We start from the raw sequence: 21,511 nt of genomic DNA on the forward strand, positions 1-21,511 counted from the left end.
GGGTGCGGACCAGGCTAGGGTGGCCGATTCAGAACCCGGGAGACTGCCATGGATCAGCTCAAACCCGCCGCCGAACTTGCCTCAGCCGCAAGCAAGCCCTATCCGAACGACAGCGCCGAGTACCGCGCCGCCCGCACGGCGCTGCTGGCCGAGGAGATTGAGCTGCGCCGCCACATCGAGCGTGTGGCGGCGCAGCGGCGCGCCTTGCCGGCGGGCGGCGAAGCGCCCGATTATCTTTTCAAGAATGAAGACGGCGCCACCGTGCCGCTGGCCGCGCTGTTCGGCCGGCACGACACACTGGTCACCTACTTCTGGATGTACGGCCCGCAGCGCGAGCGCCCATGCCCCATGTGCACCGCCTTTCTCGGCGCGCTGGACATTCCCGTGCGCGACATCTCGCAGCGCGTGGCGTTTGCGGTGCTGGGCCGCTCGCCGGTGGAGCGCCAGCTGGCCTTCGCGCGCGAGCGGGGCTGGCGCAACCTGACGTTCTACGCCACCGCCGGCGATGATTTTGCGCGCGACTATCGCGGTTTGGCGCCGGACGGCAGCGAATGGCCCGCGCTGGACGTATGGGTGAAGGACGGCGCGAAGGTCCGCCATTTCTGGGGCGCCGAGATGGGCGGCACCGAAGACCCGGGCCAGGACGCGCGCGGCGCGCCCGACCCCACGCCGCTGTGGAATATTCTCGACCTCACGCCGGCCGGGCGGGGCAGCGGCTGGTATCCCGCGTTGGCCTACGATTAACGGCGCAGCTGGCCACGCACATCGACCGTGAATGCAGGCAAATGCAGCTGCATCGCGGCGGCCGGTGCGTCGGCGGCGCTGGCCAGCGTGACCAGGTAGCCGCCCTCGGCCACGCGCCAGGTCTTGCTGGCGCTGTCGTACACGCCCAGCAGGCGCGGATCGACAGTCACCGTGGTCGTCGCGCCGGCGCCCGGCTGCAGCGCCACCTTGTCCCAGGCGCCCAGGCGCTGCGGCGCTTCCCAGCCGCCCGCCAGCGGCGCGACGTAGATCTGCGGCACCGCCTTGCCGGCGCGCGCGCCGGTGTTCTTCAAGCTGAACGTGACCGACAGCACGCCGTCCTTGAATTGCGCCGTCAGGCCGCTGTAGGCGAAGCTGGTGTAGGAGAGGCCGTGGCCGAAGGCGAACAGCGGCTTGCGGCCGGTGAGGTCGTGCCACTTGTAGCCGACCGCCGCGCCTTCGATGTTGTAGTCCGCGCGCGGCTGGTCCGCCTCGATGGCGGGACGCGGCAGCTGGGATTCGGAGGCGGGGAAGGTGGCGGGCAGGTGGCCGGAAGGATTCACTTCGCCGCTCAGCACGCGGGCGATGGCCACGCCGCCGCGCGTGCCGGGATACCAGGCCTGCAGCACCGCGCCCACGTCCGCCAGCCAGGGCATGGCGACGGGGCCGCCGGTTTCCAGCACCACCACGGTGCGCGGATTGGCGCGCGCCACGGCGGCGATCAGTTCGTCCCGTCCGGCCGGCAGCGAGAGCGAGGCCGCGTCCACGCTCTCGGCGGTCCACTGCGTGGCGAAGACAATGGCGATGTCGCTCGCTGCGGCCAGCGTGGCGGCTGCCGCGATATCCTTGCCGTCCAGGTAGGCCAGGCGGGCCTTGCTGCGCGCGGCCAGCGCCTGCATGGGCGACGAGGGATGGTAGACCATGGGGCCGGGGAACTCGGCCGGGCCTTCGTTGGGCACCGCCATGCCGCCGTGCGCGTGGACCTGCGACGAGCCGCCGCCGGACAGCACGCCCTTGTCCGCATGGCCGCCGATGATGGCGATGGAGCGCGTGCCCGCGCCCAGCGGCAGCAGCGCGCCGCTGTTCTTGAGCAGCACCATGGCCTCCTCGCTGCCCGCCTGCGTGACGGCGGCGTGCGCGCTGAAGTCGATGCTGGCTTCCGGTTCGATTGCCACCGGATGGTCCATCACGCCATGCTCGAACATGGCGCGCACGATGCGGCGCACCATGTCGTCCAGCCGTTGCTGCGGCACATGGCCGTTGGTCACGGCTTCGCGCAAGGCGTCGCTGAAGTAGGCCGAATGGTCGAAAGGCCAGCCGGACTGCTGGTCCAGGCCCGCGTTGGCGGAAGGGATGGTCGAATGCACCGCGCCCCAGTCCGACATCACATAGCCCTTGTAGCCCCAGTCCCGCTTGAGCACTTCGTTGAGCAGGTAGGGGTTTTCGCAGGAATACACGCCGTTCACGCGGTTGTAGGCGCACATGACGGAACCCGGATCGCCGCGTTCGATGGCGATCTGGAAGGCCAGCAGGTCCGACATGCGGGCGGCCGCGTCGCCCAGCTCCGAGCTGACGGTGAAGCGCTTGGTCTCCTGCCCGTTGTAGGCAAAATGCTTGACGGTGGCGATGATGTGGTTGGACTGGATGCCGCGTATCTGCTCGCCGGCCATCACGCCGGCCAGCAGAGGGTCCTCGCCCGCGTATTCGAAATTGCGGCCGTTGCGCGGGTCGCGCATCAGGTTCACGCCGCCGGCCAGCATGACGTTGTAGCCGGACTGGCGGGCTTCCTTGCCTATCATGGCGCCGGCCGCGTAGGCCAGCGCGGGGTTCCAGGTGGCGGCGGTGGCCAGGCCGGAGGGCAGGGCGGTGCGCTCGTACGGCTGTTTGGAACTGCTTTGCGTGGCCACGCCCACGCCCGCATCGGCCTGCCATTGCGGCGGCAGGCCGACCCGGGCCACGCCTGGAACGTAGCCGGCCGAGTCGCGCCGCGCTTCTTTAGGGGCAATATGGTTCTTAGGTTTGAAATCGGTGGCGAAGTAGCCGAACACGGTCTGGATTTTTTCCTCCAGCGTCATGCCCTCCACCAGGCGGGCGGCGCGCTCGTCCGAGCCGGGCGCGGCCTGCGCGGGGCAGGCCAGCGCAAGCGTCGACAACAGCGCCAGCAGGCCGGCGCCTGCGCTTGCCGCCCGGAGCGTCATGCCGGCACGAACACGTTGAGGTTGTAGGTGGCGCCCGGCGCGATGTCCTTGATATGCGCGGACGGCAGGAACTGGCCGGCATGCGTGACCATCACTTCCTTCACGTCGGTGCGGCGGATGTCGAGCACGAACTTGGCGCCACGGAACAGGCGCGTCACCTTCATGCTGTTCCAGCCCTTGGGCAGCTGCGGATTGATGCGCAGGCCTTCGGCGTCGCCCTGCAGGCCGCACAGGCCCTCGATAAAGCAGCGGTAGGCCCACGACACTGTGCCGGTGTTGAACAGCTGGCTGGAGCGGCCCGCCTGCTTGGGATACTGGTGCCAGGCGCCGCGATAGTAGTTGGGGATGAGCACCGGCAGCTGGCCGCGCTGCAGGTAGTCCGCCTCGGTCGGGCCGGGTATCATCTGGCGCAACAGCTTGTAGGCGCGGTCGGACTCGCCCACCGTGTACAGGCTGTAGATGTAAAACACGGACGCGTGGTTGTACACGGCGCCGTTTTCCGCCGAGCCGGGATGCTTCTGCGTGACGCGGCCCACGTCCTCGCGCATGGCGCTGAACGGCGGCGCAAACATGGCCACGCCATACGGGGTGCTGAGCTGCTCATCCACCTGCGCCAGCATTTTCCCGCGCTGCTCCGGGCTGGCCGCGCCGCCCAGGATGGACCAGGCCTGCGGATTGAGCCAGATGCGGCCTTCCTTGTCCTTCTTGGTGCCAAAGGTGACGCCGTCGTCCGTGATGCCGCGCGAGAACCAGTCGCCGTCCCAGAAGTGGGTGTTGGCGGCGGCGTTCACCTCGGCCGCGCCTTCGCGGTAGTGCGCTGCGCGGTCTTCGCGGCCCAGCTGGGCGCACATGTCCGCCCACAGGTTCAGCGCGTAGGCGGTGGCCACGGTGAGCCAGCCGGACACGCCCTTGCCCTTGTAGCCCACCATATTCATCGGGTCGCACCAGTCGCCCTGGGCGATGAAGCTCAGGCCGCGCTCGTCGCGCGCTTCCAGCAGCCAGTCCATGGCGCGGCTGATGCGCTCGAACACCGTCTGCTCCACGCCGTCCTCCGCGCCGCGCACCAGTGTGCGCAGCATGGCGTAGTCGCCGGTTTCGTCCAGATAGGTTTTCAGGCACACCGGCAGCCACACGCAATGGTCGGTGTGCGGCACCTGGTTGATATACTTCAGCTCAGCGCCTTCCACCAGCAGGATCCCGTCCGGCATGGCGCCGTTGGCTTCCTGCTGCGACAGCGCGTGCATGAAGGCCGCGCGCGCCACCTGGGGCTTGATGAAGCTCATGCCCATATTGTCCTGCAGGTAGTTGCGGGTCTGCGGGTCGGTGGTCAGGCGATTCACGTCGCCGTGGTAGTAGACCTGGCGCGCCAGCCAGTTGTTGACGAAGTTGTCCAGTTCCGCGTCCGGCGTTTCTATCTGCAGCACGCCACGGCCTTGCTCGATATACCAGGCGTAGTCGCGTTTGGCATCGGCAAAGCCGGACTGGCTCAGGTACTTGCCGCGCATGGCGCGGATTTCCGCGTCGTCGAAGGCCGGGCCGAAGATGAAGCGCAGTTCGCGCTCGGCGCCTGCGTCCAGCGCCAAGCGGTACTGCACGGCGGCCGTGGGCGTTTCATAGCGTGCGTCGCTGCGTTCCAGTTCTGCGCGCTGGATGCCGGACGGCGCATGCAGGCCGCCTTCGCCCTCGAAAGCCTGCTGCATGGTCTCCCAGGAATCCGGCGGCGTCTCGCACAGGAAGTAGGTGCGGTCCTTGAAGAATTTGTTCTTGAAGTAGTCCGCAACCTTTTGATACGGCGTGATGCAGCTGGCCACTACGCCACCCAGGTCCAGGCGGTATTCGGCGGACTGGTTCATCCACGACATATAGCCGATGGGGAAGTAGGGGTAGACGCTGATCTTGCGCGGACGGCCGGACAGGTTCACCACCTTGACCGACCACAGCTCCACCACGTCCTGCGTTGGCAGGCTCAGGGTCAGCTCCACGCGTATGCCCAGGTGCTCCACCGCCCATTCGATATCGCTCTTGCCGACCGAGAAGCGGAAGCTGTCCACCGGCGCGCGGACCGGCTCGTAGGGCGCGGAAAACAGCTCGCCGCTTTCCTCGTCCTTGATGTACACGAAGCGGCCCGGATGGTGGGCGTAGTAGTTCTGCTCCGGCTGCATGAAGGTCTTGGCCTCCAGGTTGGGCGCATAGGCGTACTTCGCGGGCTCCGGCTGCATGAACTGCGCGGTGGCGTAGCCCCGGCAGGTCACTTGTATCATCATTTTCTGGTTCCACAGGAAGCCGCCTGCTTTCGGCATGGCCGTCGGGCTGGTCAGTTCATAGCGGTCGCCATCGTGGGTTGGGCGTAGCATTGGGTATCTCCGGTATATCTGTAAGCTTAAACTTCCGCCTTGCGGGCGGCCAGTTCAGACTGGATCTGCTCCAGCTTTTGTTGATCAAGGTTGTAGAAGAACATCACGGCCACGGCCAGCACGGCGAAGAAGGCGGGAATCAGCGACATCAGCCAGACGATGCCCGCCTGCGAGCCGGTGGACTGCGCGGCGTTCGGCACATAGCCCAGCGCCGTGAACAGCGAGCCGATGACCGCCACGGCCAGCGCGGTGCCCAGCTTCTGCGAGAAGGTGGCGGCGGCGAAGGTCATGGCGGTGGCGCGGCGGCCGGTGCGCCATTCGTTGTAGTCGGCGGTGTCGGCGTACATCGAGAAGGCCAGCGGCGACTTGGGGCCGAGCACGAAGCCCAGCGCGATCTGCAGCGCGAACATCAGCCAGACCTGGTCCTTGCCGACGAAGAAAAAGGCGCTGGACAGCACGGTGGTGCAGCTCATGAGGATGATGAGCAGCTTCTTCTTGTCGATAAAGCGCGTCATCAGCGGCGTGAGCGAGGCGCCCGCCGCAGCGGCCAGCATATAGGCCGGGACGAAGCTGGCCATCAGCTCGGGGCGGCCGACGAAGTACTTGAAATAGTAGGCGGCGGTGGACGTACGCAGCGTGATCGTCATCATGATGACCAGGGCCAGGAAGAACAGCACCAGCCAGGGGCGGTTGCGGCTCAGGTCCTTGATGTCCTGCGCCACGTTGCTCTTTTGCGCGGCGGCGGGCGCGATGCGTTCGCGCGTGTTGGCGAAGGTAAGCACGAACAGCGCCGTCGCGGCGATGCCCCAGGCCAGCATGGTGAGCTGCCATCCCTGCTTGTCGTCGCTGCCGCCCAGCAGGCGCACCATGAAGGGCGTGGCGGCCGTCACCAGCGTGCTGCCGGCGAAGGCGAAGATGAAGCGCAGGCCGTTGATGGTGGAGCGCTCCTGCGGATCGCCGGACATCACGCCGGACAGCGCGTTGTAGGGGATGTTGATGGCGGTGTAGCACACCATCATCAGCAGATAGGTGCCGTAGGCCCAGGCGGTTTTGCCGTCGTGGTCCAGGTCAGGCGTGGTGTAGGTCAGTACGGCGGCGGCGGCCAGCGGCACGGCCATCCACACCAGGTAGGGGCGGAACTTGCCGTAGCGGGTGGTGGTGCGGTCGGCCAGCGCGCCGATCAGCGGATCGGTGAAGGCGTTGACGATCTTGATCATGAACAGCATGGACGCCGCTGCGGCGGCCGAAATGCCGAATACGTCGGTGTAGAAGAACAGCAGGAAGGTGGCGATATTGGTCCAATAGAAATTGAAACCCATATCGGCAATGCCGTAGCTGAACTTCTCGCGCCACGACAAGGGAGTGTTGAGTACTGCAGCCACGGAGTGCTTTCGGTGATGGGGGACGGGCAGTTTAATCCATAGGCGGAGCTTGGCGGGTTACGCTCTGCTAACCCGCCCTACGATCCAATAGTGACAATTGCTGTTCGTAGGGCGGGTTAGGCGGAGCCGTAACCCGCCGTGCCGGAGCCGATCAGAAGTCGGCGGTCAGGCGTGCGCCGAAGGTGCGCGGCGCCAGGTACATCGCTTGCCACACCGGACGGTCGCTCGCTGCCGGCGGCAGGTTGACGATGTTGACGGTGGTCTTGACGTTCTTGTTCTCCAGATTCTGCACGAAGGCCTCAACCTGCCAGTGCTTGTCGCCCGCCGGCTTGTAGCGCACGGTGAAGTCGCTGCGGGTGTAAGCCTGCTGGCGGTCCGGCGCGCCGTCGTTGAACACATCCAGCCAGCTCGCGGTCTCGTAGTGCGTGTTGATGCGCGGCGAGATGCGGGCGCCGCTATCCAGGTTGAAGTGGTGCTGGTAGCCCACGTTCAGCGAGAAGTGCGGAGCGTGCGGCAGCTCGTTGCCCTTCAGGTCGCGCACCTTGCTGCCGTTCGGGCCGGGCAGGGTATTGTAGCTGGAGTTGTTAGGGTCCGCCGTCAGCAGCGTATCCATCTCGGTGCGCTGCACCGACATGGCCACGTTCAGCGTATCGACCGGCGTGACGCGCGCCGTCAGCTCGCCCTCGATGCCCTTGGCCGTTGCGCCTTTCGCATTGGCGGTCAGCAGGAAGCTGGCGCCGTTGGGGAAGGTGGTCGGCACCGAGATCTGGTAGCCCTTGAAGTCGGCGAAGTAGATCGAGGTGGCCCAGGTGACTTTGCCGCCCATCAGCTTGCCCTTGGCGCCCAGCTCGTAGCTGGTCAGCGTTTCAGGCTCGGTGTGCACGCCGCCGTCGGTCAGCACGCCGGACTTGTAGCCGGTGCTTACGCTGGCGTAGGCCATGATGTCCTTGGTCACGTCATAGTCCGCCTTCAGCAGCCAGGTCGGCTTGCTCCACTTCTGCTGGCCTTCGTTGTTCAGCGCAGGCTTGCCGTCCGGGCCGATGACCGACGGGTTGGGCACGAAGCCCACCGTGCGCGGATCGTCCTGCGGCGTGATCGGCAGGCAGGCCTTGGTGGTGCCGGGCTGCGTGGTGGGGCAGTAGAAGTTCACGCCGCCTCGGTTGTGCTTCTCGTCGAAGGTCTTGCGCAGGCCGCCCGTGATGCGCAGGACGTCCGACACGTTCCAGGTATCCTGCGTAAAGAAGGCGTGCGACTTGACGTCCTGGTTAGGCTGGACGAAGCTGTTCTGCGTCAGCGCAGGCCAGCCGCAAGTGGCGCAGCCGTAGCCGACCTGGGTGCCGGACCATGCCGGCTGGTCCAGGCGGATGCCGGCCTTCTCGTGGAACACGTAGGCGCCCACCAGCCAGTCCACGGTCTTCTTGCCGGAGGACTTCAGGTTCAGCTCAGCGCTGGCGTTGGTGTAATGCTCCCAGTTGATGCGCGTATTGCGCAGCACGCCGCCGGTGGTATTGCTGGTCGGGACGGTGTAGCCGCCGCGCGCGTCGAACTGCATGGCGCCGTCGGTGCGCTGGGCGCCGGCGATGAAGGCCAGGTCGATGTCCTGGTTCACGCTCCAGTCGGTGCGGGTGCGGATGGTATCCACTTTGCGGTGCAGGTATGGCGCGATCTGGATCAGCGCAGACCACAGCTTCTCGCCCGGACGCGGTTCCTGGTTCAGGTTCATGGACGGCGTGCCGTCGTCGCGGAAGGTTTCGAAGGACAGGTCGGTGCGCAGGTTGCTGGTCGGCTGCCAGGCGGCGGACAGGCGCAGCGCCTTCTGATCCTGGGCGTTGTACTTGTCGCCGCTGGTGACGAAGGCGTTCTTGTCCAGGCCAGGCGTGTTCGGCGGCTGCTGGTAATCCACATAGCCGTTGTGCGACTCGCCGGCGTAAGCCACGCGCAGCGCGAAGGTATCCGATACCGGAAGGTTGTACATGAAGCGCGTGCCGGTGCGGTTGTAATTACCCAGCGTGATCTCGGCGCTGCCCTCGGTCAAGCCGAACTTCGGCTTGGCGGACACCATGTTCACGGCGCCGGCGGTGGAGTTGCGGCCCCACAGCGTGCCCTGAGGGCCGCGCATCACTTCCACGCGGTCCATATCGTAGAGCAGGGCGGTGGCGCCTTCGGCGCGCGGCGAGTAGACGCCGTCCACGTAGACGGACACTTCCGGATCGGCCTGCTCGGTCTTGGCGCCATCGTTGCCGATGCCGCGCATGGTCAGCAGCAGCACGGCGTGGTCGCCCTGGCTGGTGGCCTGGAAGCTCGGGGACAGGTGGGTCATGTCCTCCAGGTTCTTCACGTGCGCGTCGTCCAGCGCGGCGCCGCTCAGGGCGGTGACGGCCAGCGGGGTTTTCAGCAGGGAGGTGGAGCGCTTGGTCGCGGTGACGATCACTTCAGCCACGTTGCCGCTGTCGGCAACGGCCTTGGACGCGGCGGGCGCGTCGTCGGCAGCGTAGGCGCCGGAAACGTGGGCGGCCATAGCCAGCAGGGAAGTGGTCAGGATTTTGTGGCGTGAAATATGCATGTTGTCTCCTTGTTGGATGTAGTTATGGATTGCTGTTGAGAATGTCGGTGATGAGCTGGGCAGGTTCCTTGCGGATATCCAGCGTGATGCCGGCCTCGTCCGCTTGCAGCGGCTCGAGCACGTTGAGCTGGCTGTCCAGCAGCGACAGCGGCATGTAGTGGTTGATGCGGGCCAGCATGCGGTTGGCGATCAGCTCGCGGTCGCCGGCCAGGTGGGCGAAGCGCAGTTCCGGATCGCCTTCGCGCAGCAGGTCGCGGTAGCGGCGTTTCAATGCCGAGCACGACAGCACCAGGCTGGCGCCGGTCTCGCGCGCATTGCGGATCTCGGCCATGAGCTGCAGCAGCCATTCGGCGCGGTCGGCGTCGGTCAGCGGCGTGCCGGCCGACATCTTGGCCACATTCGCCGGTGAGTGAAAGGCATCGCCCTCCAGGAACTTGGCACCGAGGCTCTCGGCCAGGCGGCCGCCCACCGAGCTCTTGCCACAGCCGCAAACCCCCATCACCACCCAGCGCGTCGATTTCGTTTTTTCAGTCATAGTAGGCCCTATTTGGTAGCGCTATCTGTTAGCGCTATCAGTGGGCCGAAGTTTAACGTCGTGCAAAAAAAAGTAAAGAAAATTCGATGCTGCGTCGCACAAAATTTCAGCCGGACTGAGCCGCATGTCCTACAACCGGGGTCAGACCCCGAATGTAGGACGTGCGGCTCAGCTCGCTTCTAGGCGGAAAGGGGATTCAGGCGCTTTCGCGGGCCATGAGGGTGAAGCCGAGGTCGATCTGGGTGGCGGGCGGCTGCTCGCCGCGGATGACGCCGCGCAGCAGGCTGGCCGCTTCGAAGCCGACCCGGTAGCGTGGCGTGCCGATGGTGGTGACCGATGGGTTCATCCAGGCGGAGGCGGGCAGGTCGTTGAAGCCGCAGATGGCGAGCTGCTCCGGCACGCTGATGCCGCGCCGCTGGCATTGGTAGATGGCGCCGTGCGCCAAGTCGTCGTTGCAGCAGAAGATGGCGTCGCAGTCGGGCGTGACGGCCAGCATGCGACCGACCAGCTCGGCGCCCAGGGCAATCGTCGACGGGTCCGCCACCATGAGCTCCAGCTTGGGGTCGGCCAGGCCGGCTTCTTCCATGGCCTTGCGGTAGCCCTCGGCGCGCTTGATCGTGCGCTCGTCCAGCTGCGCGCCCATGAAGCCGATGCGCTTGTAGCCTTTGTCTATCAGGTAGCGCGCCATGGTGTAGCCGGCTTGCACCTGCGAGAAGCCGACCGAGAGCTGGCCCACGTTGGCCGACAGGTCCATCATCGACACCACCGGCACGCGCGAGGTGTCCAGCATTTTCTGCACGCCCTTGCTGTGCGACAGGCCGGACAGCAGGATGCCGTCCGGATTGGATTGCATATAGACGTTGAGCAGCTTTTCCTCCTCGGCGTCCGAATAGCGCGTGTTGCCGATGAGGATCTGGTAGCCGTAGGGGTCGAGCGCGTCCTGGATGCCGGCCAGCACGGCCGTGAACACGGCGTTCGACAGCGACGGCACCAGCACCACGATGACATTGGAGCGGGCCGAGGCCAGCGCGCGCGCGGCGCGGTTGGGCACGTAACCCAGTTCCTCCACCGCCAGTTCCACCCGCGCGCGCAACATGGGCGACACGAGTTCGGGCTGGCTGAGGGCGCGCGATGCGGTCATGGTGGCAACGCCTGCGCGTGCTGCAACTGCTGCAAGGGTGACGCGGCCGCTGGCGCGGCTCTTGCTGTTGTGAGGTTTGGTCATCCGGTATTTTTCTTGGTTTTTGGTAGCGATAACATTATTTTATACTGCGACGGGCCATTTATTTAGAGCAATTTGCCAAAGTTTTTTGTGCCCGCTTGGCGCGCTCTGCGCGCTGCTCGTCGGTGAGGAAGATGCGTTCGCCGTTTTTGTCGTATTCGGTCATGCGGTTGCCGGAGTTGAGCGCGGCCTGGTTGCTGCGCGCGGCTTCGCAGTTGGCGCTGCGTTCGGCCTGCTGCGCCGCCTCCTGCGCGGCCTTTTGCTCGGCCGCCTGGCTCTCGGCCTTGCGCTTGGCGAACTCGGCATTGCGCTCGGCCAGCGTGGGCGGGCGCTTCACTTTCGGTTCGGCGCCCTCCGGCGCCGGCTCGGCCGATGCGGCCGTGGTGGACGCAGCTGCCGGCGCGGCCTGCACGGCGGCGTTGCCGACGCCCTGGCCGCGCGGCTGCTTCAAGATGCGGTTCTGCGGCACCGACGGCGGCGGCGGCTGGTCGGACAGCTGCTTCAGGCCTTTGTCGTCCAGCCACATATATTGGGCCTGGGCCAGGGCGGGCAGCGCCAGCACGGCCAGCAATCCCATCAGCGGCGCGCAGGCCAGTCGGTACTGTTTCATAGTGGCTAGATCCCTTTCTCTCTTGCGGCAGATTCTCCATGTATTCCAAGCACTGTCAACCCGCGCCGCCATTTTTCCCAGGGGTAAAGACGTAGAGCGTGACTTACTGTATAATCGACTTTTGCGCCTATAGGAAATCGTACTATGCGTTTACTTCAAAAAGCACTCACGTTCGATGACGTGCTCCTCGTCCCTGCGTACTCCAATATTCTGCCTGCGGATACGTCTCTCAAAACTCGCCTGACCCGCAACATTTCGCTGAATATTCCGCTGCTGTCGGCCGCGATGGATACCGTTACCGAAGCCCGCCTGGCCATCGCCATGGCACAGGAAGGCGGCATCGGCATTATCCACAAGAATCTGAAGCCGAAAGACCAGGCCCGCGAAGTAGCGCGCGTAAAGCGTTTTGAAGCAGGCGTGCTGCGCGACCCGATCACGATCCCGCCGGACATGAAGATCCGCGAAGTCATCAAGCTGACCGAACAGTACGGCATTTCCGGTTTTCCTGTGGTCGAGGGCAACCAGGTGGTGGGCATTATCACCAACCGCGACTTGCGCTTCGAGCAGGAGCTGGACGCCGAAGTGCGCGCCAAGATGACCCCGCGCGACAAGCTGGTCTACGTGAAAGAGGGCGCCGAAACGGCCGAGGCCAAGCGCCTGATGAACAAGCACCGCCTGGAGCGCGTGCTGGTGGTGGACGACGCGTTCAACCTGCGCGGCCTGATCACCGTCAAGGACATCCAGAAATCGACCGAACACCCGAACGCCTCCAAAGACCAGCACGGCAAGCTGCTGGTGGGCGCGGCCGTGGGCGTGGGCGCGAAAGATGAAGAACGCATCGAGCTGCTGGTTGCCGCCGGCGTGGACGTGCTGGTGGTCGACACCGCCCACGGCCACTCGCAAGGCATCCTGGACCGCGTAAAGTGGATCAAGACCCGCTTCCCGCACGTGGACGTTATCGGCGGCAATATCGCCACCGCAGCGGCCGCCAAGGCGCTGGTGGAATACGGCGCGGACGCGGTCAAGGTCGGCATCGGCCCAGGCTCCATCTGCACCACCCGTATCGTGGCCGGCGTGGGCGTGCCGCAGATCACCGCGATCTCCAACGTGGCTGAAGCGCTGGCCGGCACCGGCGTGCCTTGCATCGCCGACGGCGGCATCCGCTTCTCGGGCGACATCTCCAAGGCACTGGCGGCGGGCGCATCGACCGTGATGATGGGCTCCATGTTCGCCGGCACCGAAGAAGCGCCGGGCGAAGTGATCCTGTACCAGGGCCGTTCCTACAAGTCCTACCGCGGCATGGGGTCGCTGGGCGCGATGTCGGACGGCTCGGCCGACCGCTACTTCCAGGACGCCACCATGAAGGCCGACAAGTTCGTGCCTGAAGGTATCGAGGGCCGCGTCGCCTACAAGGGCAGCGTGCTGGCGATTATCTTCCAGCTGGTCGGCGGCGTGCGCCAGTCCATGGGCTACTGCGGCTGCGCCACCATCGACGAGCTGCGCGAGAAAGCGGAATTCGTCGAGATCACGTCGGCCGGCATGCGCGAGTCGCACGTGCACGACGTACAGATCACCAAGGAAGCGCCGAACTACCGTTCGGGCGAATAAAGCTTCCCTCAAACGCCGGCGGCATGCTCCGCCGGCGTTTTCATATTTACTCCTTAGTTTCTAGCGCTCATCCATGCACTCTAAAATCCTCATTCTCGATTTCGGTTCCCAGGTTACCCAGCTGATCGCCCGCCGCGTGCGCGACTCCGGCGTGTTCTCCGAAGTCTATCCCTACGACATCGGCGACGACTTCGTGCGCAACTACGGCGCCGCCGGCGTGATCCTGTCCGGCAGCCACAATTCCACGCTGGAAGGCGACTCGCCGCGCGCGCCGCAAGCCGTGTTCGAGCTGGGCGTGCCGGTGCTGGGCATCTGCTACGGCATGCAGACCATGGCGGCCCAACTGGGCGGCAAGGTCGAGAACGGCCTGGTGCGCGAATTCGGCTACGCCGAAGTGCGCGCCCGCAACCACACCAAGCTGCTGGACGGCATCAACGACTTCGTCACGCCGGAAGGCCACGGCATGCTGAAAGTGTGGATGAGCCACGGCGACAAGGTGCTGGACATGCCGCCAGGCTTCAAGCTGATGGGCGACACGCCTAGCTGCCCGATCGCCGCCATGGCCGACGAAGAGCGCAATTTCTACGGCGTGCAGTTCCACCCGGAAGTGACGCACACCGAGCAGGGCAAGGCCATGCTGGGCCGCTTCGTGCACGAAATCTGCGGCTGCAAGTCGGACTGGAACATGCCGGACTACATCACGGAAGCGGTGGAGAAGATCCGCGCGCAAGTGGGTACGGACGACGTGATCCTGGGCCTGTCGGGCGGTGTTGACTCGTCCGTGGCCGCCGCGCTGATCCACCGCGCCATCGGCGACCAGCTGACCTGCGTGTTCGTCGACCATGGCCTGCTGCGCCTGAACGAAGGCCAGATGGTGATGGACATGTTCGCCAAGAACCTGGGCGTGAAAGTCATCCGCATCGACGCGGAAGACCAGTTCATGGGCCACCTGGCCGGCGTGACCGATCCCGAGCAGAAGCGCAAGATTATCGGCCGCGAGTTCGTGGAAGTGTTCCAGGCCGAATCGGGCAAGCTGGTCAACGCCAAGTGGCTGGCGCAAGGCACCATCTATCCGGACGTGATCGAGTCCGCAGGCAAGGGCAAGAAGGGCCAGACCATCAAGTCGCACCACAACGTGGGCGGCCTGCCGGACACCATGAAGCTCAAGCTGCTCGAGCCGCTGCGCGAACTGTTCAAGGACGAAGTGCGCAAGCTGGGCGTGGCGCTGGGCCTGCCGCATGACATGGTCTACCGCCATCCATTCCCGGGCCCGGGCCTGGGCGTGCGCATCCTGGGCGAAGTGAAGAAGGAATACGCCGACCTGCTGCGCCAGGCGGACGCCATCTTCATCGAAGAACTGCGCAACACCCCTTACGAGTTCGTGGCCGGCCAGGCTGTGAACACGGAAGAGCTGCCGAAGAACTGGTACGAGGCGACGTCGCAGGCGTTTGCCGTGTTCCTGCCGGTGAAGTCGGTGGGCGTGATGGGCGACGGCCGCACCTACGAATACGTGGTGGCGCTGCGCGCCGTGCAGACGCAAGACTTCATGACCGCGCACTGGGCGCACCTGCCGCATTCGCTGCTGGGCAAGGTGTCCAACCGCATCATCAATGAAGTACGCGGACTCAACCGTGTCGTCTACGATATTTCCGGCAAGCCGCCAGCGACGATCGAGTGGGAATGATTATTGATCAGGCAGCGTAACGCAGCTGCCGGCATCCCGCAGAGACTAAGCCCCTGATTTCAGGGGCTTTTTTTTCAACTGTCTGGCGAAATTCGGCAGGAGTTGGCAACGTCAAGCATATTTGTTTGATGGCACTCAAGATGGTAAGAGCTGGGAGGCTCATGATTGACGGTGGCAATACCAACATCACGGTTTTGGCCTGTTTGTTGGTCTTTTTGTTGGTATTTTTGATGCTAAATGATTGATTTTATTGAGAAAATTGACTTTCATTTCTGACGATTGGAATGCTGGTACTGGAGGTGCCATGCTCACCGACACCAAACTAAGAAATTTGAAGCCGGCGGAGAAGATGTACAAGGTGCCCGACCGCGATGGGCTGTACGTGGCAGTGCTGCCAAGCGGCGTGGTCTCCTTCCGCTACAACTACCGGATCAACGGACGGCAGGAGACGCTGGTACTGGGGCGCTATGGCGCGGATGGCCTGACGCTGGCAGAAGCGCGCAGCAAGCTCGATGCTGCGCGCAAGGCGGTGGCCGAGGGAAAATCCCCGGCCAGGCTGAAAGCGCAGGCGCGCAACAAGCTGGCGGGGGAGGGGACGTTCGGCACATGGGCCGAGCGCTGGCTGGAGAAGTACCGTATGGCGGAGTCCACACGCGACATGCGGCGCTCGGTGTACGAGCGCGACTTGAAAGGGCCGTTTGGCAAGCTGCTGCTGCGCGAGATCACCGACCACGATCTGCGTTCGCTGTGCGACCGCATTGTGGAGCGGGGAGCGCCAGCCACGGCCGTGCACGCGCGCGAAGTCGTGATGCTGGTATTCCGGCATGCGGAGCAGCGCGGCGACCGGCACCAGAATCCGGCCGACCTGGTGCCGCCGTCGTCCATCGCGGTGTTCCAGCCGCGCGACCGCGCCTTGAGCAGCGGCGAGATCGGCTTGTTCTACAAGTACCTGGACCATGTGACGTGCTCGCCCACGCTGCGCATCGCCTGCAAGCTCCTGTTGCTGACCCTGGTGCGGAAATCGGAACTGACGGACGCCAAATGGGAGGAGGTCAATTTCTCACAGGCGCTGTGGACCATCCCGGCCAAGCGCATGAAGCGGCGCAATCCCCACAACGTCTACTTGTCGCGGCAGGCGCTGGATATGTTTGTGGCGCTCAAGACATGTGCAGGCACCTCGCCCTTCGTACTGCCGTCGCGCTACGATCCCGACATACCGATGTCGCACGCCACGTTGAACAGGATCACGATGTCGCTCCTGGATGAAGCAGAGAAAGGCGGCGAGAGCCTGGCGAACTTCACGCCACACGATTTGCGCCGGACTGCATCGACCATGCTGCATGAGGCGGGGTACAACACGGACTGGATCGAGAAGTGCCTTGCCCACGAACAGAAGGGGGTACGCGCCGTGTACAACAAGGCCGAATACGCGGAGCAGCGGCGCGCGATGCTGCAGGATTGGGCGGACATGGTGGAGACCTGGACTCGTCCTGGTTATCAGCACGATGCCTAGCTCCGCTTGCCGCCGGGGGACGGTGCTTGCGCGGCGGCGGTGCGTCGGAGATTGATCCATGCCTCGACTTCATCCAGATCCCATGCAACCATGCGGGAGGTGATGGCAAAGCGTCGCGGAAACTCGCCGCGCTTTTCCATATCCAGTATGGTTCTTTCGCACAACGGCACCTTCTGCAGCAGGTGCTTGCGTTTGATAAGCACCTTCCCCGGCGTCTTCAATTCGCTGTCGGATAGTGTTCGTGCATTCGACGGATCATGGCGATTCATTTTGGCACCTCCACAATCGCGTGATGGCAATCCTTGGCCCCGCACGATGCGAATCGGTCGCGCTCGTGTATGGCTACGCGCAAGGCAGCAGCGAAATTCGCGACTGCGTATAGCGGCACAACCTCACGCAGTGAACGCACCGGTGCGACTTCATCGGCATAAGCGGTCTGCACGTTCCACATGTTTTCCTCGAGCGCTACGGCTAGTGCGTAACCCTCTCCGTCCGAACTGAACAGGAAGGCTCCTCCCCCGCCGGTTGAGAGGGCCATGTCCACCGCTCGCCTGAGCGCCAGCAGTGCGAGGCGGTCTCCTACAATTGCGCCGGTGTCGTCCCAACGCCCCGGGCTCCTTAGATGCAGCATTTGTTCGCTCACGATATCCTCCTTGTCACTGGTGTTGACCCCGATTCCAAATAACCCTCCAGTCTTCTCGGCGCGGCTGACCGCGTCCAGTCGAAGTTCGCTGAACGTCATGAAGGCGCTGTTAGCGACTTCTGCCAGTCTTGTCGCAAATATCTTTTCTTTGCGTGCGGTCTTTGTGGGGAGCGTTTGTGTCATTCTGCGCATACGCTTCTCGGTGCCATCGGGCCTCTCTGCTGAGGGCCTTGGCAATTGCTTGCTCTTGTGTGGGGAAGGCTTCATAGTGGCAATTCGGAGTGCAGTCGCCTCCGCCGTAGGAGATTTCCAAGCCCGTATGGAACCCTCTTGTCGATTGGACGACACGGGGCCGCGTTTCGCACTCACCGTAGTCACTGGACTGCCACTCGCCGATCCAGACCGTGTTCTCCCAGTCGGGGTATTGTGCGCCGTCATCCGTGCCGGACCGCACGCTGGCCATTGGCGGTTCAGCGCTGTTCATTTGTCGCCCCCTGCCTGTTGTGAAGCTGACCTGGCGTCAAAACCTGCAGCATTTGCGCGCTCACGATGCCCTCCCTTTCGCTTACAGCGGTGTGAACAACCGATATTCCGAATTTCCACTTTCAGTTTTAGGCGACTGCGGTGAAGTTTGAAAGCACGACACGTCGTTCATATCGAATTGATCAAATGTTTGTCAACTAGGTTTTCCGATTGGTACTTGCTCGCGCGTCGGTTGCGCTTTAGCTGCTAAAGGCGGCGTTGAACGGTGGGTTCGTTTGATCTGGATCAATACGCGCTGCTGTAGTGGTGTGACGATGGCGTGAGCGCGATGCGCGCGCAAAGGAGCGGCGACCATGGCTCGAATTTTTCAGTTTCCCAAAATGCCCCGCGCGCAAGGCGGGCGGACCTCCCAGTCTCCGTTGGGGGGCATGGCACACCCGTGGCGGGAGCTGTGGGAAAACCCGATCACCCAAGCGCTCTACCGCCTGTTTATCGCCTTCATCGCTTGCACCTGGCCGGTGCTGCGCTGGTTCGTCGGCCTGGACCTGTTCATCCAGTTGCTGCGGTTTGCCTTCATTGGCGGGCTGACCGGTTTTGCCGCGTTGATGCATATCCTGCTAATCGGCGCCTTGACCTATCTGGTGCTGTACGTGCCGCCGTTGCCGCGCCGCTGAGCCAGGCGGACCCGCCGTAAAACTCGAGGACTCAAGCATGATGGGTTTGGTTGAATGAATACCGTTTTCAAAGAGCGATCCGAATCGGACACGTTACAGCGCTTGGCGCCGGCGGATCAAGTGAACAAAGGTGATGGCGTGGCAGGCAAAGTGCAATTGCTGGCGGCCGAGGCGGCGCGGGGCGGTCCGCTTGCCTTGCCTCTGGATCTGATCGACGAGGATCCGGCGCAGCCCCGCACGAGGGACAACCCCGGTTTTTCCCCGAAGAGCCTGACCGAGCTCGCCGCCGCGATCAAGTTGCGTGGCGTGAAAACGCCCATTTCTGTGCGTCCCAACCCGGCCGCGCCAGGGCGCTACCTGATCAACCACGGCGCGCGCCGCTACCGCGCGTCACGCCTGGCGGGAATGGCCACCATCCCCGGTTTCATCGACGCCAACTACAATCTGGCCGACCAGGTGGTGGAGAACCTGCACCGCAACGAACTGACCGCGCGCGAGATCGCGGACTACATCGGCCGCGAAATGGCGAAGGGATTGAGGAAGGGGGAAATCGCGCGGCAGATCAGCAAGTCGGCCGCCTTCGTGACGCAGCACGCGGCGTTGCTGGATCTGCCCGAAGCCGTCGCAGCGGCTTTCAGCGGCGGCCGCGTGCGGGACGTCACGCTGGTCAACGAACTGGTGTTCGTGCATCGCAAGGCGCCGGCCGATGTCGCGGCCTGGCTGTCGGACGAGACGCAGGAAGTGACCCGGCGGTCGGTGCGCATGTTGCGCGCTTTCGTTGAACAGAAGAGCAGCTTGCGAAAAGGCGCCGAGGCGCCTAGCGGCCCCAGTCCGGAGGTGGTCATCGCTGGTGCGCCGAAGCACGGGAATGGTGACACGCACAACGACAAGCCGACATCCTGGGTGAACCCGGTGCTGGCGGTGCGGCATGATGGCAGGGAGGGGCGCTTGCTGATACGGCGCCGTCCCACCGCCGTGGGCAAGGCATGGCTGCGCTATGACGACGATTGCGAACTGGCCGAAGTCGATTTGGCCGATGTCCAGTTGGTGGCGCTGATCGAAGGCTAATCCCATGGACTTTTCCGGGCGCGATCCGGTACCGCCGATGCGCCGCGCAATGCGCTACCGGACCCGTCCCAGCACCGACAGGATGAAGGCGCCGTTAATGCCGGGATGGGCAAGCAAGGCCTCCAGCCGCTCGCCCACCGCGTCCGCTGGAAGCTGGAGCACGGCGGCAGCACGCACGGCCGCCGCATGCGCCTCCAGTACGTCGGCCGCAGTAATGTCGTAGCCGTAGCCCTGCGCGATAGCCTTGAGCGCTTCCATGGCCGCATCCAATGCGAATTCAGGCTGGCGTTCGGCGAAATCGCGCGCCGCGCGCGCCAGCGTGCGCGGATCGGCCGGGCTGCGGCGTGCAAATTCGATGGCGAGCCCGTACTGCCCTGCGTCCTTGGCGGCGGCGAACCACTTTCCTTGCTGGCCTGGCTGGCTGGCGGCCAGATCGCGCAGAATGGTGTCGGCCGGCACGCCCGGATACTTCTTGCGGACCGACCTGAATACCGCGAGATTGGTGCCGCCCTGGGCGGCAGCTATGGCATAGCGGGCATACGCCTCGTCCACCTGGCCGGCATTGAGCAGCGCACTTTCACAGAAGCTGGCGATGGCGCCCATCGGCGCGTTGAGGCCTTTGGATGCTTCGGCGTAGACAATCGCGTCCGCTACTTTTCCTTGCGCCAGCAGCGCTTTGGCGCCCCAGCGGTGATCGTGCCACCATTTGAACGGTGCCCGTTCCAGTAGCGCCAGCAATTCGTCGTGCCTGCGCGCGGCGTACAGGCAGGCCAGGCAGGCGGTGGTCTCCTTCAGATATCTCGTACGGGGCGCTCCGGGCTGCCAGGCCGCTTGAACCGGGGGCAGCATGATGTCCGCCCACTCCGAAGCCGTTTCCGGCGAACCGCACAGCTCGCCCCAGAACTCCGTCAAAGACTCCAGGTAAGGGACATCATCGTCCTCGACAGCAGCCCATAGGCGCTGCAGCCAGCGATGCCTGACCAAGCTTGTACTGGCGGCTGCGGCGATCAGCGGCACCAGCGTCTCGATGGCGCGGGACACCGCCGAACCTATGGCACCGGACGAGCTGTCCACCTGGCTGATCGCTGGCGAGAGCTTTTCCAATAGAATTACCGCCCCGTCGGCAGCGAGAAGCGGATCGGCCCGTGCGGCCGACTTGATTTCGGCCAGGGCTTCCTTCAGCCGCAGGATGGGGGTATCGGATTTCCAGCCGAAGGCGTTGCGGCGGAAGCGGGCGGCGAATTGCCATTGCGGAGAGGACATGCGAGCCAAATGAGTAATAAGAATAAGAATAATACTATTCCTGCCAGGCGGGTGGCCCCAGGTTTCCGGCGATCATAGGAATTGCCCGTACGTTTGATCTGCCTCAAGGTCGATAAGAATAGTAGTCGTATTATTCTTATTATGACTTCCACCGGAGCGGCGATCATGAGACCTGCCAGCGACACCATGGAGCGCATCAGCGCGGCGGCGGATGAGCTGTTCGAGCAAAACGGACGCGCCACGTATCCCACCGTCGATGCGGTCCGGAAGGCGGCGCGCGTGAACATGAACGATGCCAACAGCGGCATGCGGGAGTGGCGGCGCAACCAGATGGCGCGCGCCGTCCCCGCAGCGGTGCAGGTGCCGGCGGCAATCACCGAGGTACAGGCGACGCTGGTGGCGCAAGTATGGCAAGTTGCGCAGGCCGTTGCCGGCGAATCGCTTGGCGCTGCACAGGCCGCTTGGAACGCCGAGCGTAATCAGCTTGAAACGCTGAACAAGGAAATGGCCGATGCCTTCGAAGCGCAGGCGGCAGAGCTTGAGGGCCTACGCAGCGGGATGCGTGCCGCCGCAGACCAAGCCGAAAGCGCGGCCGCTACCGGCAAGGCGTTGCAGGGCGAGATTGACCGCCTGCGCGCGCGTCTGGCCGCCTCAGAGTCAGATGCGCGTCGCGACGCTGCGCGAATGGAAGAAGTGGAGCGACGCGCCAGTGAGCTGCGCCGCGAACTCGATCATGCCCACCAAGAGCTGGCCGCAGCCCACGCCGGCGGCCGCGAGGCGATGCGAGCCCATGCTTTGGAGCTGGCAGCCGTGCGGGCCGACGCGCGGCAGGCAGAAGCGGTGCTGCGCGGGGAGCTGGACGTCTCCCGACAGCAACAGCTGGAATTGATGCAGATCGTGTCCGCCGCAGCGGTGCCTGTGATCCCGGGTGATGCCCGCTACAATGTGAAGGAAGGCCCATGACGGTCCC

17 protein-coding genes are annotated in these 21,511 nt (G+C 64.4%); 7 read left to right on the forward strand and 10 right to left on the reverse strand.

The window, feature by feature from the left end:
• Positions 1-48: 48 nt before the first annotated feature.
• Positions 49-744, forward strand: coding sequence for a DUF899 family protein (locus tag GTP77_RS16165; RefSeq protein ID WP_161073173.1), 696 nt, complete (start codon positions 49-51; stop codon positions 742-744).
• On the opposite strand, the gene GTP77_RS16170 is transcribed toward GTP77_RS16165, so the two are convergent.
• From GTP77_RS16170 to GTP77_RS16200, 7 genes are all read right to left on the reverse strand, one after another.
• Entirely contained in the window at positions 741-2,939 is a 2,199-nt protein-coding gene (locus tag GTP77_RS16170; protein ID WP_161073174.1) for a beta-glucosidase, read from the reverse strand. The genes GTP77_RS16165 and GTP77_RS16170 overlap by 4 nt on opposite strands.
• Complete coding sequence (locus GTP77_RS16175) at positions 2,936-5,293, reverse strand: GH36-type glycosyl hydrolase domain-containing protein (RefSeq protein ID WP_161073175.1); 2,358 nt, start codon at positions 5,291-5,293, stop codon at positions 2,936-2,938. Before GTP77_RS16175 ends, GTP77_RS16170 begins: the two co-directional genes overlap by 4 nt.
• 26 nt (positions 5,294-5,319) lie before the next feature.
• Positions 5,320-6,675 (reverse strand): MFS transporter, encoded by a 1,356-nt coding sequence (locus tag GTP77_RS16180; protein ID WP_371869364.1) that lies wholly within the window; start codon positions 6,673-6,675, stop codon positions 5,320-5,322.
• A 151-nt stretch (positions 6,676-6,826) separates the two neighbouring features.
• Entirely contained in the window at positions 6,827-9,238 is a 2,412-nt protein-coding gene (locus GTP77_RS16185; protein WP_161073176.1) for a TonB-dependent receptor, read from the reverse strand.
• Positions 9,239-9,260: 22 nt separating this feature from the next.
• Positions 9,261-9,773 (reverse strand): gluconokinase, encoded by a 513-nt coding sequence (locus GTP77_RS16190; RefSeq protein ID WP_229202224.1) that lies wholly within the window; start codon positions 9,771-9,773, stop codon positions 9,261-9,263.
• 196 nt (positions 9,774-9,969) lie between these two features.
• A complete protein-coding gene (gene gntR, locus GTP77_RS16195; protein WP_161073177.1) occupies positions 9,970-10,998 on the reverse strand; it encodes an HTH-type transcriptional regulator GntR in 1,029 nt (342 codons plus the stop codon).
• Between the two features lie 58 nt (positions 10,999-11,056).
• Positions 11,057-11,605: a DUF4124 domain-containing protein gene (locus GTP77_RS16200; RefSeq protein WP_161073178.1), complete on the reverse strand. Its 549-nt coding sequence runs from the start codon at positions 11,603-11,605 to the stop codon at positions 11,057-11,059.
• A gap of 144 nt (positions 11,606-11,749) precedes the next feature.
• Between GTP77_RS16200 and guaB the strand changes: the two genes are divergently transcribed.
• The 3 genes from guaB to GTP77_RS16215 all read left to right on the forward strand — a co-directional run bounded on the left by guaB (position 11,750) and on the right by GTP77_RS16215 (position 16,410).
• Positions 11,750-13,213, forward strand: coding sequence for an IMP dehydrogenase (gene guaB, locus GTP77_RS16205; protein ID WP_161073179.1), 1,464 nt, complete (start codon positions 11,750-11,752; stop codon positions 13,211-13,213).
• Positions 13,214-13,286: 73 nt separating this feature from the next.
• Entirely contained in the window at positions 13,287-14,897 is a 1,611-nt protein-coding gene (guaA, locus tag GTP77_RS16210) for a glutamine-hydrolyzing GMP synthase (protein WP_161073180.1), read from the forward strand.
• 304 nt (positions 14,898-15,201) lie between these two features.
• A complete protein-coding gene (locus GTP77_RS16215) occupies positions 15,202-16,410 on the forward strand; it encodes a tyrosine-type recombinase/integrase (RefSeq protein WP_161073181.1) in 1,209 nt (402 codons plus the stop codon).
• Here the strand turns inward: GTP77_RS16215 and GTP77_RS16220 are convergent.
• Positions 16,407-16,679, reverse strand: coding sequence for a helix-turn-helix transcriptional regulator (locus GTP77_RS16220; RefSeq protein ID WP_161073182.1), 273 nt, complete (start codon positions 16,677-16,679; stop codon positions 16,407-16,409). The genes GTP77_RS16215 and GTP77_RS16220 overlap by 4 nt on opposite strands.
• Positions 16,676-17,236, reverse strand: a complete 561-nt coding sequence (locus tag GTP77_RS16225; protein WP_161073183.1) for a hypothetical protein — start codon at positions 17,234-17,236, stop codon at positions 16,676-16,678. Before GTP77_RS16225 ends, GTP77_RS16220 begins: the two co-directional genes overlap by 4 nt.
• A 653-nt stretch (positions 17,237-17,889) precedes the next feature.
• Here GTP77_RS16225 and kleE point away from each other — a divergent pair.
• Both kleE and GTP77_RS16235 read left to right on the forward strand, forming a co-directional pair.
• Entirely contained in the window at positions 17,890-18,210 is a 321-nt protein-coding gene (gene kleE, locus GTP77_RS16230) for a KleE stable inheritance protein (protein ID WP_161073184.1), read from the forward strand.
• Between the two features lie 54 nt (positions 18,211-18,264).
• Positions 18,265-19,278 (forward strand): ParB/RepB/Spo0J family partition protein, encoded by a 1,014-nt coding sequence (locus tag GTP77_RS16235; protein WP_161073185.1) that lies wholly within the window; start codon positions 18,265-18,267, stop codon positions 19,276-19,278.
• A gap of 54 nt (positions 19,279-19,332) precedes the next feature.
• On the opposite strand, the gene GTP77_RS16240 is transcribed toward GTP77_RS16235, so the two are convergent.
• The gene (locus GTP77_RS16240) at positions 19,333-20,541 is read right to left on the reverse strand and encodes a hypothetical protein (RefSeq protein ID WP_161073186.1); all 1,209 of its coding nucleotides are present in this window, start codon (positions 20,539-20,541) and stop codon (positions 19,333-19,335) included.
• A gap of 165 nt (positions 20,542-20,706) precedes the next feature.
• Between GTP77_RS16240 and GTP77_RS16245 the strand changes: the two genes are divergently transcribed.
• Positions 20,707-21,504, forward strand: a complete 798-nt coding sequence (locus GTP77_RS16245) for a DNA-binding protein (protein ID WP_161073187.1) — start codon at positions 20,707-20,709, stop codon at positions 21,502-21,504.
• Positions 21,505-21,511 lie beyond the last annotated feature (7 nt).

It is taken from the genome of Pseudoduganella aquatica (assembly GCF_009857595.1).
In the GTDB taxonomy this organism is placed as follows: Bacteria; Pseudomonadota; Gammaproteobacteria; order Burkholderiales; family Burkholderiaceae_D; genus Rugamonas; species Rugamonas aquatica_A.

Coding starts and splice junctions, on each gene's coding strand:
- gntR (WP_161073177.1), bottom strand. CDS start 10,998: ATGACCAAACCTCACAACAGCAAGAGCCGCGCCAGCGGCCGCGTCACC.
- GTP77_RS16185 (WP_161073176.1), bottom strand. CDS start 9,238: ATGCATATTTCACGCCACAAAATCCTGACCACTTCCCTGCTGGCTATG.
- guaB (WP_161073179.1), top strand. CDS start 11,750: ATGCGTTTACTTCAAAAAGCACTCACGTTCGATGACGTGCTCCTCGTC.
- GTP77_RS16190 (WP_229202224.1), bottom strand. CDS start 9,773: ATGACTGAAAAAACGAAATCGACGCGCTGGGTGGTGATGGGGGTTTGC.
- kleE (WP_161073184.1), top strand. CDS start 17,890: ATGGCTCGAATTTTTCAGTTTCCCAAAATGCCCCGCGCGCAAGGCGGG.
- GTP77_RS16215 (WP_161073181.1), top strand. CDS start 15,202: ATGCTCACCGACACCAAACTAAGAAATTTGAAGCCGGCGGAGAAGATG.
- GTP77_RS16175 (WP_161073175.1), bottom strand. CDS start 5,293: ATGCTACGCCCAACCCACGATGGCGACCGCTATGAACTGACCAGCCCG.
- guaA (WP_161073180.1), top strand. CDS start 13,287: ATGCACTCTAAAATCCTCATTCTCGATTTCGGTTCCCAGGTTACCCAG.
- GTP77_RS16165 (WP_161073173.1), top strand. CDS start 49: ATGGATCAGCTCAAACCCGCCGCCGAACTTGCCTCAGCCGCAAGCAAG.
- GTP77_RS16235 (WP_161073185.1), top strand. CDS start 18,265: ATGAATACCGTTTTCAAAGAGCGATCCGAATCGGACACGTTACAGCGC.
- GTP77_RS16245 (WP_161073187.1), top strand. CDS start 20,707: ATGAGACCTGCCAGCGACACCATGGAGCGCATCAGCGCGGCGGCGGAT.
- GTP77_RS16240 (WP_161073186.1), bottom strand. CDS start 20,541: ATGTCCTCTCCGCAATGGCAATTCGCCGCCCGCTTCCGCCGCAACGCC.
- GTP77_RS16220 (WP_161073182.1), bottom strand. CDS start 16,679: ATGAATCGCCATGATCCGTCGAATGCACGAACACTATCCGACAGCGAA.
- GTP77_RS16170 (WP_161073174.1), bottom strand. CDS start 2,939: ATGACGCTCCGGGCGGCAAGCGCAGGCGCCGGCCTGCTGGCGCTGTTG.
- GTP77_RS16200 (WP_161073178.1), bottom strand. CDS start 11,605: ATGAAACAGTACCGACTGGCCTGCGCGCCGCTGATGGGATTGCTGGCC.
- GTP77_RS16225 (WP_161073183.1), bottom strand. CDS start 17,236: ATGACACAAACGCTCCCCACAAAGACCGCACGCAAAGAAAAGATATTT.